The following is a 16,994-nucleotide window of genomic DNA, read 5'->3' as shown; positions in this document are numbered from 1 at the left end:
TTTCAAGATGCCGTTACGGACCCTTGAGACCTGGCCCCACGGCGCAATCATGCTGGACGCAGAGCACACGCGATTCGCGTTGTGGGCGCCAGATGCGTTCTACGTCAGTGTCGAACTGGAAAATGGACAATCCTTGCCGTTGCTGCCCCAGGCCGACGGCTGGTTCGTGAGCAACATCCGATGCGCGGCGGGCACGCGCTACCGCTACAGCATCGACGGCGAACTGGAAGTGCCCGACCCGGCCTCCCGCGCTCAAGCCGGCGATATCGACCGGCACAGCGTGGTGGTCGATCCGCTGGCCTATGCCTGGCAACACAGTGCCTGGTTGGGACGGCCGTGGAGCGAAGCGGTGATCTACGAGTTGCATGTCGGTGCGCTCGGCGGCTTCAGTGCCGTCGAGCAGCATCTGGCACGCCTGGTCGAACTGGGTGTGACCGCGATCGAACTGATGCCCATCGCGCAGTTTCCCGGTGAGCGCAATTGGGGTTATGACGGCGTCCTGCCCTACGCGCCCCAGGCTTCATACGGTTCACCCGAGCAGCTCAAGCACTTGATCGACACCGCCCACGGCCACGGCCTGGCGGTGATTCTCGACGTGGTCTACAACCACTTCGGCCCGGACGGCAATTACCTGCATCGTTATGCCAAGGGCTTTTTTCGCGAAGACAAACACACGCCGTGGGGCGCGGCCATCGACTTGCGCCGTCGCGAAGTACGGGACTTCTTCATTGAAAATGCCTTGATGTGGCTGCTGGAATACCGTTTCGACGGTTTGCGCCTGGACGCGGTGCACGCCATCGAAGACCCGGATTTCCTCCAGGAGCTGGCACGACGGGTGCGCCAGCAGACGGGACCGGCGCGGCATGTGTGGCTGATGGTGGAGAACGAACACAACCAGGCCAGCCTGCTCGAACAGGGTTACGACGCGCAATGGAACGATGACGGCCACAACGCCCTGCATGTGTTGCTGACCGGCGAAACCGACGCTTACTACGCCGATTACGCGCAAAACCCCACCGAACAACTGGCGCGCTGCCTGAGCCAGGGTTTCGTGTTCCAGGGCCATCTCAACCGCCATGGTGTGGCGCGGGGTGAACCCAGCGGGCATCTGCCGCCCAGTGCATTCATCCTGTTTTTGCAGAACCACGACCAGATCGGCAACCGGGCGTTCGGCGAGCGCCTGCATCAACTCGCCCACCCGCAAGCGCTGCGGGCCGCCACGGTGTTGCTGCTGTTGTCGCCGATGATTCCGCTGCTGTTCATGGGCGACGAGTTTGCCGTCGAGCAACCCTTCCTGTTTTTCACCAGTCATCACGGTGAATTGGCCAAACAGGTTCGCGACGGCCGGCGCAACGAGTTCGCGGCGTTCAGCGCCTTTGCCGACCCAAACCTGCGCGAACACATTCCGGACCCGAACGATCCGCAGACGTTTGCAGCGTCCCGCCCGGTCCTGTCATCGACCGGCCATTGCGAGATACACGACCTGTATCGCCGACTGTTGCAAATCCGTCATCGGCACATCATCCCGCGCCTGCCCGGCGCCCAGGCACTGGGAGCCGATGTGCTGGGCGAAGGCGCAATCAGTGCATCCTGGCGCTTGGGCGATGGCAGCCAACTGCGCATTGACCTGAACCTCAGCGCCAGGCCCGTAGTCCACACCTCACAGACCGGTGCCACGCGGTTGTTCGAATACCCGCCACAGAGCCCCGACCTGCACGACCAAAACACCCTTGCCGCGTATTGCGCGCTCGTCAGCCTCGCCGCCGCAGCCCCCTTTGCTACCTCGTTTGGAGAGCGTCCATGAGTGATGCGCAACTGGAAATCCTGGCCAGCCGTGCCGGCCTCGCTGTCGATTGGCTCGACGCCAACGGCCGCCCGCAAAAAGTCGCGCCATCCGTGTTGCGCAACGTGCTGACCGGCCTTGGCCACCCGGCCGGCAGTGCCCAGGAAATCGATGCCAGCCTGCTGGAACTGCAAGCGGTGCAACAGACCCATCACTTGCCGCCATTGATCACCGCCGATGTCGGGGCGGGCCTGGACCTGGCGCGTTATTTCGAGCCCCAAACCCCTTGCGAAATCCACCTCGAGGACGGTTCGCGGCTCAACCTGAAACTCGACACCAACGCGGTGCTGCCGGGGCTGGTACCGGTCGGCTATCAACAGGTCAGCATCGACGGACAAAACTTCACCCTGGCCGTGGCCCCGGCCCGTTGCTACAGCGTGGCCGATGCCGTGGACAATCCGATCCCCCGCGCCTGGGGCCTGAGCGTGCAGTTGTATGGATTGCGCCGCCCCGGCGATGGCGGGTTTGGTGACACCCAGGCACTGGAGGACCTCGCCCGGGTGGCCGGTGAGCGTGGCGCCGAGGCGCTGGCGATCAGCCCGTTGCATGCGATGTTTTCCAGTGACACCCAACGCTACAGCCCGTATTCGCCGTCCAGCCGCTTATTTCTCAACAGCCTTTACTGCGCCCCCGGCACCATTCTCGGCGAACGCGCGCTGCGTACCGCCATTGATGCAACCGGACTGGCGATTGAACTCAAGGCGCTGGAAGAGCGTCCGCTGATTGACTGGCCGGCCGCCGCCGAAGCCAAGCATCGGTTGCTGCAGTCGCTGTACGAAGGTTTCGTCCAGGGTGAACACCCCTTGCACGAAGACTTCAGCAGTTTCCGTCACGCCGCCGGCGAAGCGCTGGAAAACCACTGCCGCTTCGAAGCCATCCAGGAGGCGCGCGCCGCCCGGGGTGAACACCTCGACTGGCGGCAGTGGCCCGAACCCTGGCGCAATCCGCGCAGCGCCGAACTGGCGGCCTTCGCCGAAGAGAATGCAGGGAGCATCGGTTTTTTCGCCTTCTGTCAGTGGCTGATCACGCGCTGCCTGGAGCGTGCGCAAACCGCCGCCCGCGCCAGCGGCATGAGTATCGGCCTGATCGCCGACCTGGCCGTTGGCGCCGACGGCGGCGGCAGCCAGGCCTGGAGCCGTCAGGACGAACTGCTCGCCGCCCTCACCGTTGGTGCGCCGCCGGACATTCTCAACCGCACGGGCCAGGGTTGGGGGATTTCCGCGTTCTCCCCTGAAGGCCTGGTGCGCAATGGATTCCGGGCCTTCATCGAAATGCTGCGGGCCAATTTTGCCCACTCCGGTGGCTTGCGCATCGATCACGTCATGGGCTTGCAGCGTCTGTGGGTAATCCCCAACGGCTCGCCGCCGGCGGACGGCGCTTACCTGTATTACCCGGTGGATGATCTGCTGCGTCTGCTGACCCTGGAATCCCATCGTCACCAGGCCATCGTCCTCGGTGAAGACCTCGGTACCGTACCGGACGGCCTGCGGGAGAAACTCATCGCCCGCGCGATGCTGGGCATGCGGGTATTGCTGTTCGAGCAGGACAACACCCACTTCAAGCCGATCCTCGACTGGCCGGATAATGCCCTGGCCACCACCAGCACCCATGACCTGCCCACCCTCAACGGCTGGTGGCATGGCCGCGATATCGACTGGAACGCCCGGCTCGGCATGGTCGATGCCAGCGGTGAAATCGAATGGCGCCAGCACCGCGAGCGCGAGCGCGAAGGCCTGCGCCGGGCGTTGAGCCAGGACCCGCAGAACTTTCGCGAAGAGTCCCACGAAACCGACCAGGTGCTCGATGCCAGCGTGCGCTTCCTCGGTCATACCCGGGCACCCTTGGTGCTGCTGCCCCTGGAAGATGCCCTGGGTGTCGAACAGCAAGCCAACCTGCCCGGCACCATCGACACCCACCCCAACTGGTCGCGGCGCTTGCCGGGCTACAGCGAAGCCCTGCTCGATGGCGCGGATGCCGCGCGACGCCTGGAACTGCTCGCCTGTGCGCGGCTCCAGGCGGCCGAGCGTGATCGATGACCCAAGTGCCGACCCGACCACTGCGCGCCACCTTGCGCCTGCAATTTCACAAAGGCTTCACGCTCGAAGATGCGGTGCCACTGGTGCCGTATTTCGCCCGTCTCGGCATCAGCCATGTCTACGCCTCCCCGCTGTTGCGTGCCCGCGCCGGGTCGATGCATGGCTACGACGTGGTGGACCCGACCCGGGTCAATCCGGAACTGGGCGGTGAGACGGCGCTGCGCAGCCTGGTCAGTGCCTTGCACGGGCACAACATGGGGTTGATCCTCGACGTCGTCTCCAACCACATGGCGGTCGGCGGCAGTGACAATCCCTGGTGGCTGGATTTGCTGGAGTGGGGACGCCTGAGCCCCTACGGCGAGTTTTTCGACATCCAGTGGCACTCACTCGACCCGTTGATGGAAGGCCAGTTGCTCCTGCCGTTTCTCGGTAGCGACTACGGCGTCGCGTTGCAGGACGGCACCCTGCCCCTGCGCTTCGATGCCTGGCACGGCAGCTTCCATGTCGAGCACTACGAACACCGCTTTCCGATTTGCCCCAGCGATTACGGGGAACTGCTCAGGGCCGATGCACCGCTCGATACGCAACAGGCCGAACAACTGAAAAACCTGGCCGATCGCTTCAGCACCCTGAGCTACCAGACCGACGCCCACAGCCTCGCCATACCGCTGAAAGCAGAACTTCGCGATCTGGTCAGTGACCCGGCCCTTGCCCACGCCATTGAGCAGCATCTGAACAATTACGACTCACTGACCGGCGAAGGCTTCCAGCGCCTGCACAACCTGCTGGAGCGCCAGAGCTATCGCCTCGCCAGTTGGCGCACCGCCGCCGATGACATCAACTGGCGGCGCTTCTTTGATATCAATGAACTCGGCGGGCTGCGCGTCGAGCGTCCCGCCGTGTTCGAAGCCACCCACGCGAAGATCTTCCAACTGGTGGCTGAAGGGCTGATCGACGGGTTGCGCATCGACCACATCGACGGCCTCGCCGACCCACGGGGCTACTGCCGCAAGCTGCGCCGCCGGGTGGACAGCCTGTCGGCGGGCCGCCACCTGCCCATCTACGTCGAAAAGATCCTCGGCGAAGGCGAAACCCTGCATCGCGACTGGTCGGTGGACGGCACCACCGGCTACGAATTCATGAACCAGTTGTCACTGCTGCAACAGGATCCACGGGGCGCGCAGACACTGGCCGAACTCTGGCACCGTCTCAGCGAGCGGCCCGCCGACTTCGGCCAGGAAGCACAACTGGCCCGCCAGCAAATCCTCAGCGGTTCCCTGGCCGGAGATTTCGAAAGCGTCGCCCAGGCCTTGCTGCAAATGGCCCGGGACAACCTCATGACCCGCGACCTGACCCTCGGCGCCATTCGCCGGGCCTTGCAGGCGCTGATCGTGCACTTCCCGGTGTACCGCACCTACATCAGCCCCCTTGGCCGCTCGGACCAGGACGAGATGTTTTTCCGCCAGGCCATGGACGGCGCCCGCCAAACCCTCGGCGAAGCGGACTGGCCGGTGCTCGACTGCCTGGCCGGCTGGCTCGGCGGTGAACCCTGGCGGCAGCGCCCGGCCGGTCGCGAACGCAAACGCCTGAAGCACGCCTGCGTACGTTTCCAGCAACTGACCTCGCCGACAGCGGCGAAAGCGGTGGAAGACACCGCGCTCTATCGTTCGGCGGTCCTGCTGTCGCGCAATGACGTTGGCTTCAACACCGAACAGTTCAGCGCACCGCTCGCCGACTTTCATCAGGCCTGCATCGAGCGCCTCGACACCTTCCCGGACAATCTGCTGGCCAGCGCCACCCACGACCACAAGCGCGGGGAAGATTCACGAGCGCGGCTGGCGGTACTGAGCGAGCGCAGCGGCTGGTACGCCGACCAGATCGGCCTGTGGCGCGCCCTCGCCCGGCCCTTGCGCAACGACGATCAAATGCCGTCGACGGGGGATGAATTGATTCTGTACCAGGCGACCCTCGGCAGTTGGCCGCTGGCGTTGGGGATCGATCATCCTTCGGCCCTCGAGGACTACGCAAAACGCCTCTGGCAGTGGCAACGCAAGGCCCTGCGCGAAGCCAAACTGCAAAGCAGCTGGACTGCGTCCAATGACCCTTACGAGCAAGCGACCGAGGACTTCATCCAGCGCCTGTTGCTGAGCCCCGAAGGCGAGTTGTTGCGGACCGCCCTGGCCAAGGCCGCCCGCTCGATTGCCGCCCCCGGCGCACTCAACGGTTTGGCGCAAACCTTGCTGCGCATGACCGTGCCCGGCGTACCGGATTTGTATCAGGGCAACGATTTCTGGGACTTCAGCCTGGTCGACCCGGACAACCGTCGCCCCGTGGATTACGCCAGCCGCCAGCAGGCACTGCGGCAAACGGTGGACCTGCCGGACTTGTTGCAGAACTGGCGTGACGGGCGCATCAAGCAAGCCTTGATTGCGCGCACGTTGAGCCTGCGCGCCGAGCATGCCGAGCTGTTTCGGCGTGGCACCTACCAGGCCCTGGAAGTGGTGGGCTGCGAGGCCCATCGAGTGCTGGGATTTGTCCGTGAACGGGAGGGAAAACGCGCCATCGTGATTGTGCCGATACGTTGTGCCGATCTGCTGAAAAACAGTGCCCAACCACAGGTCCACGCGCCGCTGTGGGGCGATACCCGGGTCAAATTGCCGTTCACCGTCCCTGACGAACATCTGCAGGGACTTTTTTCCGGCATCACAGTCACAAAACACAGGGAGCTGCTGATCAGCGCCGCGCTGGGGGATTTCCCGGTCAACCTCATTTTTCAAACTGCCCACACTTGAGTTCAGTTCAGGAGCATTACGATGAGTACCGACGATAAACGCATCCGCGAATTCGCCTATCAGATCTGGGAATCCGAAGGAAAACCCGAAGGTCAGGAAGCCCGCCACTGGGAGATGGCGTGCAAACTGGCGGAAGCCGAAGCCCTGGCCCCGAAAAAACCGGCCAAGGCAGCTGCGAAAACCCCAGTCAGCAAAACGGCCAACGGCAAGGCTGGCGATGCCAAGGTCGCCGCGCCAAAAACCAGGGCCAAACCGGCGGCGGCTTCGAAGGTGATCCCGCCGGGAGAAAAAGCTGTTGAGAAAAAGCCCCGGGCTGCGCGAAAACCGCCGGCGGTTTGATCCGCACGGCGTTTGACCTGATTGGGCTCGTGACGCGATCGCGTGCCCAAAAACATACCTGTGGGAGCGGGCTTGCTCGCGAAGAGGGAGTATCCGTCGACATCAATTTTGTCTGACATACCGCTTTCGCGAGCAAGCCCGCTCCCACAGGTTGCGGTGCTGATCAGCGAGTATTTTTACCCAGGAGTACCTATGACCAGTCCGAAGAAAGCCTCCGCGCCAGCCCCTCGTGCCGAAACGACACGAATCCGCGAAGGCCTGCCCTTTCCGCTGGGCGCCACCTGGGATGGCCTGGGCGTCAACTTCGCCCTGTTTTCCGCCCACGCCACCAAGGTTGAACTGTGCCTGTTCGACGACGCCGGCGAGGTGGAGCTCGAACGCATCGAACTGCCCGAATACACCGACGAGATTTTCCACGGCTACCTGCCCGACGCCCATCCGGGGCTGATCTACGGCTATCGCGTCTACGGCCCCTACGACCCGGCCAACGGCCATCGCTTCAATCCCAACAAACTGCTGATCGACCCCTACGCCAAACAACTGGTGGGCAAGCTGAAATGGTCCGAAGCACTGTTCGGTTACACCATCGGCCACCCCGACGCCGACCTCAGCTTCGATGAACGGGACAGCGCGCCCTTCGTGCCCAAATGCAAGGTCATCGACCCGGCGCACACCTGGGGCCACGATCATCGGGTCAGCGTGCCGTGGGACAAGACGATCATCTATGAAACCCATGTGCGCGGCTTCAGCATGCGTCACCCTGCCGTCCCCGAAAACCTGCGCGGCACCTTTGCCGGGTTGATGGTCGATGATGTGGTGGAGCACATCCGCAAGCTCGGCGTCTCGACCGTGGAGCTGCTGCCAATCCATGCGTTCGTCAACGACCAGCATCTGCTGCACAAGGGCATGACCAATTACTGGGGTTACAACAGCATTGCGTTCTTCGCCCCCGACCCGCGTTACCTGGCCAGTGGCAAGATTGCCGAGTTCAAGGAAATGGTTGCGCACCTGCACGAAGCCAATCTGGAGGTGATCCTCGACGTGGTCTACAACCACACCGCCGAGGGCAACGAGCAAGGCCCGACCCTGTCCATGCGCGGCATCGACAACGCGTCCTACTACCGCCTCAAGCCCGATGACAAGCGCTTCTACATCAACGATTCCGGCACCGGCAACACCCTGGACCTGAGCCACCCGTGCGTACTGCAAATGGTCACCGACTCCCTGCGCTACTGGGCCTCGGAGATGCACGTGGACGGCTTCCGCTTCGATCTGGCGACCATCCTGGGCCGTTACCACGACGGTTTCGACGAACGCCACAGCTTCCTCGTGGCCTGCCGCCAGGACCCGGTGCTGCGCCAGGTCAAACTGATCGCCGAACCCTGGGACTGCGGCCCCGGCGGTTATCAGGTGGGCAACTTTCCGCCGGGCTGGGTCGAGTGGAACGACAAATTCCGCGACACCGTGCGCGCCTTCTGGAAAGGCGACGATGGGCAACTGGCGGACTTTGCCAGCCGCCTGACCGCTTCGGGGGAGATGTTCAATCAACGTGGTCGGCGGCCTTACTCATCGGTGAACTTTGTCACCGCCCATGACGGCTTCACCCTCAACGACCTTGTGTCATACAACGACAAGCACAACGAAGCCAACGACGAAGACAATCAGGACGGCAGCAACAACAACCTGTCCTGGAACCACGGCGTCGAAGGCCCCACCGACGATCCCGACATCAACGCGCTGCGCCATCGGCAGATGCGCAATTTCTTCGCCACCCTGCTGCTGGCCCAGGGCACGCCGATGCTGGTGGCCGGCGACGAGTTCGCCCGTACCCAGGACGGCAACAACAATGCGTACTGCCAGGACAGCGAGATCGGCTGGGTCAACTGGGACCTCAGCGATGACGGCAAGGCCCTGCTCAAGTTCGTCAAACGCCTGATCAAGTTGCGCCTGACCTACCCGGTCCTGCGGCGCGGGCGTTTCCTGGTGGGCAATTACAACGAGGACATCGGCGTCAAGGACGTGACCTGGCTGGCGCCGGACGGCACGCAAATGACCACCAAGCATTGGCACGATGCGCACAATCGTTGCCTGGGCATGCTGCTCGATGGCCGCGCCCAGGAAACCGGCATTCGCCGCAAAGGCATCGACGCGACGTTGATGCTGGTGGTCAACGCGCATCACGACATCGTCAATTTCCGGCTACCGGAAGTGCCTGACGGCGGTTTCTGGACCTGCATGATCGACACCAACCAGCCGTCGATCCGTGGCCAGGAGCGCTTCGAGTTTGGCCACGAGTACTCGGTCACCGGCCGCTCGTTGCTGCTGTTCGAGTTGCAGCATGAGGAAGAAGAGTAAAAAAAACCTACAGGCATTTATGGCCACTACACCGCAGAGCGGAAAAATCATTCTGGACAGGCTCGCGGCGCGACGAATAGCGATACATGGGCAATACTCGATTCGCGGCAATCCAGGGTTTGGCTTGTCGCACCGCTATCAACGAGCCCTCACGGGTCTGCCGGGCTTGTCCCATGCACGACTGAAGGCGACGCAGAACAAGGACGTATCCACCATGAAACCCGTTTCCCTGAGCGAAGCCAGCCTGCCATCACAGATCTGGAACAGCGCCCCGCAACTGGACAGCATTCCGGTCATCAGTACCCAGTCGCTGGTGCCCACCGGCGCACGCGCAGTGCTCATTGCCCCGCACCCCGGCGATGAAGTCGTGACCTGCGGTGGCCTGCTGCAATTGCTCAGCAACCTCGGCCACCCGCTGCAATTGATCTCGATCACCGACGGCAGCGCCAGCCATCCGGGCTCTCGGCAGTGGTCGGAAAAACGCCTCAGCGTATTTCGTCCCCAGGAAAGCGTGGAAGCCATCCGCCGGCTCGGGTTGCCGATGCACAGCCTGAAGTGGATTCGTGGCGGGTTTACCGACAACGCCCTGGTGGAGCACGAAGACCAGATCGCCCAATTCATCACACGCTACCTGCGCCCCGGTGATGTGGTGTTCAGCACCTGGCGCCAGGACGGCAACGTCGACCACGACACCGTTGGCCGCGCCAGCGCCAGGGCGGCGGCCAGTACCGGGGCCACCTACAACGACGTACCGTTCTGGGCCTGGCACTGGCCGGCACGGGACCGGGAGCTGATTCCCTGGCACCGTGCCCGCAAGGTGCGCCTCGATACCTGGACGGTCGCCCGCAAGAGCCACGCCACCCATGCCTACGCCAGCCAACTGGACGGCGAACCGGCCATCGGCCTCGCACCGTCGCTGACCCGGCCACTGCTGGAGCGTATCCGTTTGCCTTATGAAATCGTGTTGGTATGAAATCATCGATTATCGGTTCGGCGCAGCCCATCGGACTGAACTGCCTGCCGTCGCATCAGTCGCATACATAAGCAGCCCTGAGTCAGAGGAGTGCAAGTGGCCAGTCATTCAAAACAGCAGGCAGCCGAATCGACACCCTTGAACACGCCCCCGGCGATTCATCGGCTTCGCGTGCTGACAGTCAACACCCATAAGGGTTTTACCGCACTCAACCGGCGTTTCGTCCTCCCCGAGTTGCGTGAAGCGGTGCGCAGTACGTCGGCAGACCTGGTGTTTCTGCAAGAAGTCGTCGGCGAGCACGACCGCCACTCCTCCCGCTACAACGATTGGCCACAAACCTCGCAATATGAATTCCTTGCCGACAGCATGTGGAGCGACTTCGCCTATGGACGCAATGCCGTCTATCCCGACGGTCATCATGGCAATGCTTTACTGTCGAAATACCCGATCCGCGAGTATCGAAACCTGGATGTTTCCATTACCGGTCCGGAACGCCGTGGCTTGCTGCATTGCGTGCTGGACGTGCCGGGGCATAGCGAAGTGCATGCCATCTGCGTTCACCTCAGCCTGCTGGAAAGCCATCGTCAGCTGCAGTTGCAATTGCTCTGTCAACTCCTCGAATCCCTGCCGGATGATGCGCCGGTGATCATTGCCGGCGACTTCAACGACTGGCAGATGCAAGGCAATGCCACCCTTGCCCGCCGCGATTACCTGCACGAAGCCTTCGAACGCCACCTTGGTCGGCCGGCCAAAACCTACCCGGCGCGGTTTCCCTTGCTGCGCCTCGATCGCATCTATCTGCGCAACGCCAGCAGCCATGAGCCACAAATACTGGGAAACAAGCCGTGGACGCACCTGTCTGACCATTTGCCGCTGGCGGTGGAAGTGCATCTGTGAATCACGGCCATTCATTGCCAGGTGCCAAGTGTGGGCGGCTACTGCACCGGCCCCTTCGCGAGCAGGCTCGCTCCCACACTGGATTGATGTCGGACTCAAAACCCGTCTGGGAGCGGGCCTGCCCGCGAATAGCAGCACCGCCGACTTCGGATCAGCCCTGTGGCCTTAACATCAACACCGCCAACGGCGGCAAATTCAGCACCAGCGACAATGCCTGGCCATGGCTCGGCACCTCTTCGGCAACCGCCCCCCCACTGTTGCCGTAGTTGGAACCGGCATAGATGGACGAATCGCTATTGAACACCTCGTTCCACTGCCCGGCAAACGGCACCCCGACGCGATAAGCCTCGCGTGGCACCGGCGTAAAGTTGGCCACCACCAGCACCGGCTCGCCGTCCTTGCTCCAGCGCATCCACGCATAAACGCTGTTGATCGCGTCATCGCCGATCAGCCATTGGAAACCCTGTGGCACATCGTCCTGCTCATGCAGCGCCGGCGCTTCGCGGTACAAGCGGTTGAGGTCGGCCACCAGTTTCTGCACCCCTTTGTGCTCGGGGTATTGCAACAGGTACCAGTCCAGTTGCTGGTCATGGTTCCACTCGCGCCACTGGCCGAATTCGCAACCCATGAACAACAGCTTTTTGCCCGGATGCGCCCACATGAAACTCAGGTAGGCCCGCAGGTTGGCGAATTTCTGCCAGCGGTCGCCGGGCATCTTGTCGATCAGCGAGTGTTTGCCGTGCACCACTTCATCGTGGGAGATCGGCAGGATGAAGCGCTCGGACCACGCATACACCAGGCCGAAACTCAGCTCGTTGTGGTGGTGGGCGCGATACACCGGGTCCTGCTGGATGTAATGCAGCGAATCGTGCATCCAGCCCATGTTCCATTTATAGGCAAAGCCCAGGCCGCCCTGTTGCGTGCCCTGGCTGACACCCGGCCATGCGGTGGATTCCTCGGCGATCACCAGCGCACCGGGCGCTTCAAGGGCCACCACGTCATTGAGGTGACGCAGGAAGTCGATGGCTTCCAGGTTCTCCCGTCCGCCATGGCGGTTCGGCACCCACTCGCCGGCCTTGCGCGAGTAATCGCGGTAGAGCATCGAGGCCACCGCATCGACCCGCAGGCCATCGACATGGAAATGCTTGAGCCAGTGCAGCGCCGACGCCAGCATGTAGCCGTGCACTTCGGTGCGACCCAGGTTGTAGATCAGCGTGTCCCAGTCCTGATGGAACCCTTCCTGCGGGTTGCCGTACTCGTACAGCGCCGTGCCGTCGAACTGGGCCAGGCCGTGGATATCGGTGGGGAAATGCGCCGGCACCCAATCGAGAATCACCCCGAGTTCGGCCTGGTGGCAGGCGTTGATGAACGCGGCGAATTGGTCCGGCGTGCCATAGCGCGCACTCGGCGCGAATTGCGACAGCAACTGATAGCCCCACGAACCGCCGAACGGGTGCTCCATGATCGGCATCAGTTCGATGTGGGTGAAGCCCAGGTCTTTGACATAGGGAATCAGCCGCTCGGTCAGTTCGGGCCAGGTGTACTGGCGGGCCACTTCACCCAGGTCGTCCAGTTCGCATTGCCACGAGCCGGCGTGCAATTCGTAGATCGACAACGGCGCCGTCACCCGCTGCCGGTCGCCCCGGGACATCATCCAGTCCTGGTCCTGCCAGTCGATGTTCAAGGGTGAGGCGACTTTCGAGGCGGTGTCCGGTGGCAGGCTGGTGGCCAGCGCCACGGGATCGGCCTTCAGCGGCAGAATGCCGTGGGCGCCGAGAATCTCGTATTTGTAGGTGTCCCCGGCTTGCAGGCGCGGGATGAACAATTCCCAGACACCGGTGGGATGACGCAGGCGCATCGGATGCCGGCGCCCGTCCCAGACGTTGAAATCGCCGACCACCGACACCCGCCGGGCATTCGGTGCCCACACGGCGAAACGCACGCCGTCGACGCCGTCCACGGTTTTCAGTTGCGCGCCCAGGCATCCGCTGAGGTCGCGGTGATTGCCTTCGGCAAACAGGTACAAATCCATTTCGCCCAACAACGGGCCGAAGCTGTAAGGATCTTCTGCGGTTTGCTCGCCGCCGGCCCAACGGGTGCGTAGCAGGTACGCTTGCGCTCGATCGAAATGCCCGACGAATAACCCCGGTGTCTGCGTGGCTTCAAGTTGACCCAGTTCTTCGTCGGAGTCCCTGGCCAGTACCTGCACACTCAGGGCGCCCGGCAGATACGCGCGAATGAATTGCCCGCCGGCACCATCAGCGTGGGGGCCGAGAATGGCGAAAGGATCGATATGCTCGGCACGTACCAATGCATCGATATCCCGCGCCCTGGGCAGCAGCGCTTCTTTGTGATGACCCTGTTCCTTGTTCGAGACACTCATGACTACTCTCCACCAAGATCGGAAAAGGGTTTAAGCCCACTCAATAATCCATATAAACCGTGCAACGGCACGGGCAACCAGGCGGGGCGATTTTCCGCCTCATAAGCCACTTCATACGCCGCCTTCTCCAGACCGAACAACGCCAGCGCGGCATCCTCGCCTTCGGGATCTTGCCATGCATGGGCAAGACTAGCTGCCGCCAGCCGATAAGCGTCGACAAATGCTTGCCGCGCCTCGTTCAAGTAGCGATCGGTGACCCGCAAGCGCGCGGCATCGGCCGCCGCGGTGTTGTCGACGCTCTGCACATTGATCGCCATCGCCGCCGCGTAATCGAAAGAACGCAGCACGCCGCTGACATCCTTGTACGGGCTGTGTCTGCCCCGCCGTTCATGCAATGGCCGGGCCGGTTCGCCTTCAAAGTCGATCAGGTAGGCATCGCCCTTGATCACCAGCACCTGCCCCAGATGCAGGTCGCCGTGTACACGAATGCGCAAGCCGCCCGCGGTCTTTTTGCCCAACGCTAGTACATGGCCGAGGATGGCTTTCCTGTTGTCCAGTAAACGGCCGACCAGGGTCTGGTCCGCCGGGTTCAGTTGATTTTTATGCTGCTTGAGCAAGTTCAGCGCGTGCTCGATTTGCACCGCGACGTCCTTGGCCGAGGCCAGCGCCTCTTTCTGCGTGGTGACCTGGGGCAAGAAGTCAGGGTTGGCACTCGGCGCCGCCAGCACCTGATGCATTTCCCCCAGGCGCTGACCGAGCATACCGGCGAAATCTTTCAGTTCGCCGAGCGCGTTGTAATGCTGTTCCTGCTCGGACACGGCGTCGGCCAGTTCATCGCGAAGCGCCCGTTCGAGGTTGTTCTGCGTCCACTCCCAGGCGTCGCCCTGATTGCTCAGATAACCTTGGGCGATCATCAGCAAATTGTCTTCGCCCGCCCCGTCCCGACGCACCACCGCACCCAGCAATGGCGAGATATTGCTGAACCCGGCTTGCGTCAGGTACGCGCTCATTTCCAGTTCCGGGTGCACGCCGCAGGCGACCTTGCGGATCAGCTTCAGCACCAGGCTGTTGCCGATCACCACCGAGCTGTTGGACTGTTCGGCGGACAGGTAACGTACCGACGACTCGGCATTGAGGCCGAGTTTTTCCAGCTCCGCGGTGGACTCGAAGCGAATGTCGCCCTCGCTGGAGGCCAACACGGTACCGGCCTGAATGCCCTGCAATACCGCATGCACAAAGGTCTCCAGGCTGAAGGCATCGGTGATCAGGCCGACCTGGCGTCCGCGCCGTACCCGCGACAAAGCCAATTGCTGCGGCAACGGCGTACCGACCTGATCCTCCGAGATAAAGCCGAACGGCAACTGGTAGCGGCTACTCTGGCCAGCGCTGGTGACATTGATCTCGCCGAACAGCACCGGATGCTGCGGGTCGCCGAACCGCACGCCATAGGCCAGATCGACCTGTTCGATGGCGGCGTCCTTGCCGGCAAACCAACGGCGATTCTGCAACCAGCTCGGCAGGATGCTTTGCTCCAGCGTGGTGCGTGACGGCGCTTCGAGCAGTTCCTCCATGCGTTTTTTCAGCACCAGCGTGGTGAAGTCCGGCAGGCTTTGTGCGGGCTCCACGTGCCAGCTCGGCATCTGGTTCTCCGCAGCAAGGCCGAACCAGTAGAAGCCATAAGGCGCCAGGGTCAGGAGGAAGTTCAGCTGGCCGATGGGCGGGAACGCGTTACCCCCGAGCATTTCCACCGGCACCATGCCGACGTAGGCCGACAGATCCAGCTCGGCGGCCTGGGCACTGCGCGACACATTGGCCACGCACAGAATGACTTCGTGCTTGCCATCCACCCCGGTGTATTCGCGGGTGTAGGCCAGAATCCGTCGGTTGCTCGGCGACAGCATCTTCAACGTACCGCGCCCGAAGGCCTTGGATTGCTTGCGCACGGCGAGCAGGCGCCGGGTCCAGTTCAGCAGCGAATGCGGGTCGCCGGCCTGGGTTTCGACGTTGACCGACAAGTAGCCATATTGCGGGTCCATGATCGGCGGCAGCACCAGGCTCGCCGGATCGGCCCGGGAGAAACCGCCGTTGCGGTCGATGGACCATTGCATCGGCGTGCGCACACCATCGCGGTCGCCGAGGTAGATGTTGTCGCCCATGCCGATCTCATCGCCGTAATACAGGGTTGGCGTGCCGGGCATGGACAGCAGCAGGCTGTTGAGCAGTTCGACCCGACGGCGATCGCGCTCCATCAGCGGCGCCAGGCGACGGCGAATCCCCAGGTTGATCCGCGCGCGACGGTCGGCGGCGTAGTAATTCCACAGGTAGTCGCGTTCCTTGTCGGTGACCATCTCCAGGGTCAGTTCATCGTGATTGCGCAGGAAGATTGCCCATTGGCAGTTGGCGGGTATATCCGGGGTCTGGCGCAGAATGTCGGTAATCGGGAAGCGATCTTCCTGGGCCAGCGCCATGTACATGCGCGGCATCAACGGGAAGTGAAAGGCCATGTGGCATTCGTCGCCGTTCAGGCCTTTCCTGTCGGTGTCGCCGAAGTACAACTGGGTGTCTTCCGGCCACTGATTGGCCTCGGCCAGCAGCATGCGGTCGGGGTAGTTGGCGTCGATTTCCGCGCGGATCTTTTTCAGGACGTCGTGGGTTTCCGGCAGGTTCTCGTTGTTGGTGCCGTCGCGCTCGATCAGGTAGGGAATGGCGTCCAGGCGCAGGCCGTCGATGCCCATGTCGAGCCAGTAACGCATCACCGACAGCACCGCTTTCATGACTTGCGGGTTATCGAAGTTCAGGTCGGGCTGGTGGGAGTAGAAACGGTGCCAGAAGTATTGGCCGGCGACCGGGTCCCAGGTCCAGTTGGACTTCTCCGTATCGAGAAAGATGATGCGGGTGCCGTCGTATTTCTGATCGTCATCGGACCACACGTAGAAGTCCCGCGCCGCCGATCCGGGTTTGGCCTTGCGCGCCCGCTGGAACCAGGCGTGCTGGTCGGAGGTGTGGTTGATGACCAGCTCGGTGATCACCCGCAGGCCGCGTTTGTGCGCCTCGGCAATGAAACGCCGGGCATCGGCCATGGTGCCGTAGTCGCTGTGTACGCCGCGGTACTCGGCGATGTCATAACCGTCGTCGCGTCGTGGCGAGGGATAGAACGGCAACAGCCAGATGGTGTTGACGCCCAGGTCGGTGATGTAGTCGAGCTTGGCGATGAGGCCGGGAAAGTCGCCAATCCCGTCGTTGTTGGAGTCGAAATACGATTTGACGTGAACTTGATAGATCACCGCGTCCTTGTACCAGAGCGGGTCCTTGATGAACGTGGCTGCCTTGGGTTTCTTCGCCATGTGAAACTCCTGGTGAATTCATCTTGGCCACA

Annotated in this window: 9 protein-coding genes; 7 read left to right on the top strand and 2 right to left on the bottom strand. The window is 62.6% G+C overall.

Annotated features, from left to right (window positions below; translation table 11 throughout):
- The first annotated feature begins 7 nt into the window (after positions 1 to 7).
- The 7 genes from treZ (at position 8) to AC3IP0_RS12675 (ending at position 11,235) form a co-directional block, all read left to right on the top strand.
- Complete coding sequence (gene treZ / locus AC3IP0_RS12705) at positions 8 to 1,804, top strand: malto-oligosyltrehalose trehalohydrolase (RefSeq protein ID WP_489319502.1); 1,797 nt, start codon at positions 8 to 10, stop codon at positions 1,802 to 1,804.
- A complete protein-coding gene (gene malQ / locus AC3IP0_RS12700) occupies positions 1,801 to 3,879 on the top strand; it encodes a 4-alpha-glucanotransferase (protein WP_489319501.1) in 2,079 nt (692 codons plus the stop codon). The genes treZ and malQ overlap by 4 nt, the downstream gene beginning before the upstream one ends.
- Positions 3,876 to 6,671 (top strand): malto-oligosyltrehalose synthase, encoded by a 2,796-nt coding sequence (locus AC3IP0_RS12695; RefSeq protein WP_489327559.1) that lies wholly within the window; start codon positions 3,876 to 3,878, stop codon positions 6,669 to 6,671. Before malQ ends, AC3IP0_RS12695 begins: the two co-directional genes overlap by 4 nt.
- Before the next feature lie 21 nt (positions 6,672 to 6,692).
- A complete protein-coding gene (locus AC3IP0_RS12690; protein WP_489319499.1) occupies positions 6,693 to 7,010 on the top strand; it encodes a DUF2934 domain-containing protein in 318 nt (105 codons plus the stop codon).
- A gap of 192 nt (positions 7,011 to 7,202) precedes the next feature.
- On the top strand, positions 7,203 to 9,365 hold the full coding sequence (gene glgX, locus AC3IP0_RS12685; RefSeq protein WP_489327558.1) for a glycogen debranching protein GlgX: 2,163 nt from the start codon (positions 7,203 to 7,205) through the stop codon (positions 9,363 to 9,365).
- 214 nt (positions 9,366 to 9,579) lie between these two features.
- Positions 9,580 to 10,338: a PIG-L deacetylase family protein gene (locus tag AC3IP0_RS12680; RefSeq protein ID WP_489319497.1), complete on the top strand. Its 759-nt coding sequence runs from the start codon at positions 9,580 to 9,582 to the stop codon at positions 10,336 to 10,338.
- Between the two features lie 96 nt (positions 10,339 to 10,434).
- Positions 10,435 to 11,235, top strand: a complete 801-nt coding sequence (locus AC3IP0_RS12675; protein ID WP_489319496.1) for an endonuclease/exonuclease/phosphatase family protein — start codon at positions 10,435 to 10,437, stop codon at positions 11,233 to 11,235.
- A gap of 151 nt (positions 11,236 to 11,386) precedes the next feature.
- On the opposite strand, the gene glgB is transcribed toward AC3IP0_RS12675, so the two are convergent.
- Both glgB and treS read right to left on the bottom strand, forming a co-directional pair.
- Positions 11,387 to 13,618: a 1,4-alpha-glucan branching protein GlgB gene (gene glgB, locus AC3IP0_RS12670; RefSeq protein ID WP_489319495.1), complete on the bottom strand. Its 2,232-nt coding sequence runs from the start codon at positions 13,616 to 13,618 to the stop codon at positions 11,387 to 11,389.
- 2 nt (positions 13,619 to 13,620) lie between these two features.
- Positions 13,621 to 16,962, bottom strand: a complete 3,342-nt coding sequence (gene treS / locus AC3IP0_RS12665) for a maltose alpha-D-glucosyltransferase (RefSeq protein WP_489327557.1) — start codon at positions 16,960 to 16,962, stop codon at positions 13,621 to 13,623.
- Positions 16,963 to 16,994: the final 32 nt, after the last annotated feature.

This window comes from Pseudomonas sp. GL_103 (assembly GCF_057835175.1).
Note: the sequence above shows the minus strand (reverse complement) of the source record. Positions and strands in the feature narration are given on the sequence as shown.

Excerpts from the sequence above, each read along its gene's own strand:
- AC3IP0_RS12690 (WP_489319499.1), top strand. The coding sequence starts at position 6,693 with ATGAGTACCGACGATAAACGCATCCGCGAATTCGCCTATCAGATCTGG.
- AC3IP0_RS12695 (WP_489327559.1), top strand. The coding sequence starts at position 3,876 with ATGACCCAAGTGCCGACCCGACCACTGCGCGCCACCTTGCGCCTGCAA.
- glgX (WP_489327558.1), top strand. The coding sequence starts at position 7,203 with ATGACCAGTCCGAAGAAAGCCTCCGCGCCAGCCCCTCGTGCCGAAACG.
- treZ (WP_489319502.1), top strand. The coding sequence starts at position 8 with ATGCCGTTACGGACCCTTGAGACCTGGCCCCACGGCGCAATCATGCTG.
- treS (WP_489327557.1), bottom strand. The coding sequence starts at position 16,962 with ATGGCGAAGAAACCCAAGGCAGCCACGTTCATCAAGGACCCGCTCTGG.
- AC3IP0_RS12680 (WP_489319497.1), top strand. The coding sequence starts at position 9,580 with ATGAAACCCGTTTCCCTGAGCGAAGCCAGCCTGCCATCACAGATCTGG.
- glgB (WP_489319495.1), bottom strand. The coding sequence starts at position 13,618 with ATGAGTGTCTCGAACAAGGAACAGGGTCATCACAAAGAAGCGCTGCTG.
- malQ (WP_489319501.1), top strand. The coding sequence starts at position 1,801 with ATGAGTGATGCGCAACTGGAAATCCTGGCCAGCCGTGCCGGCCTCGCT.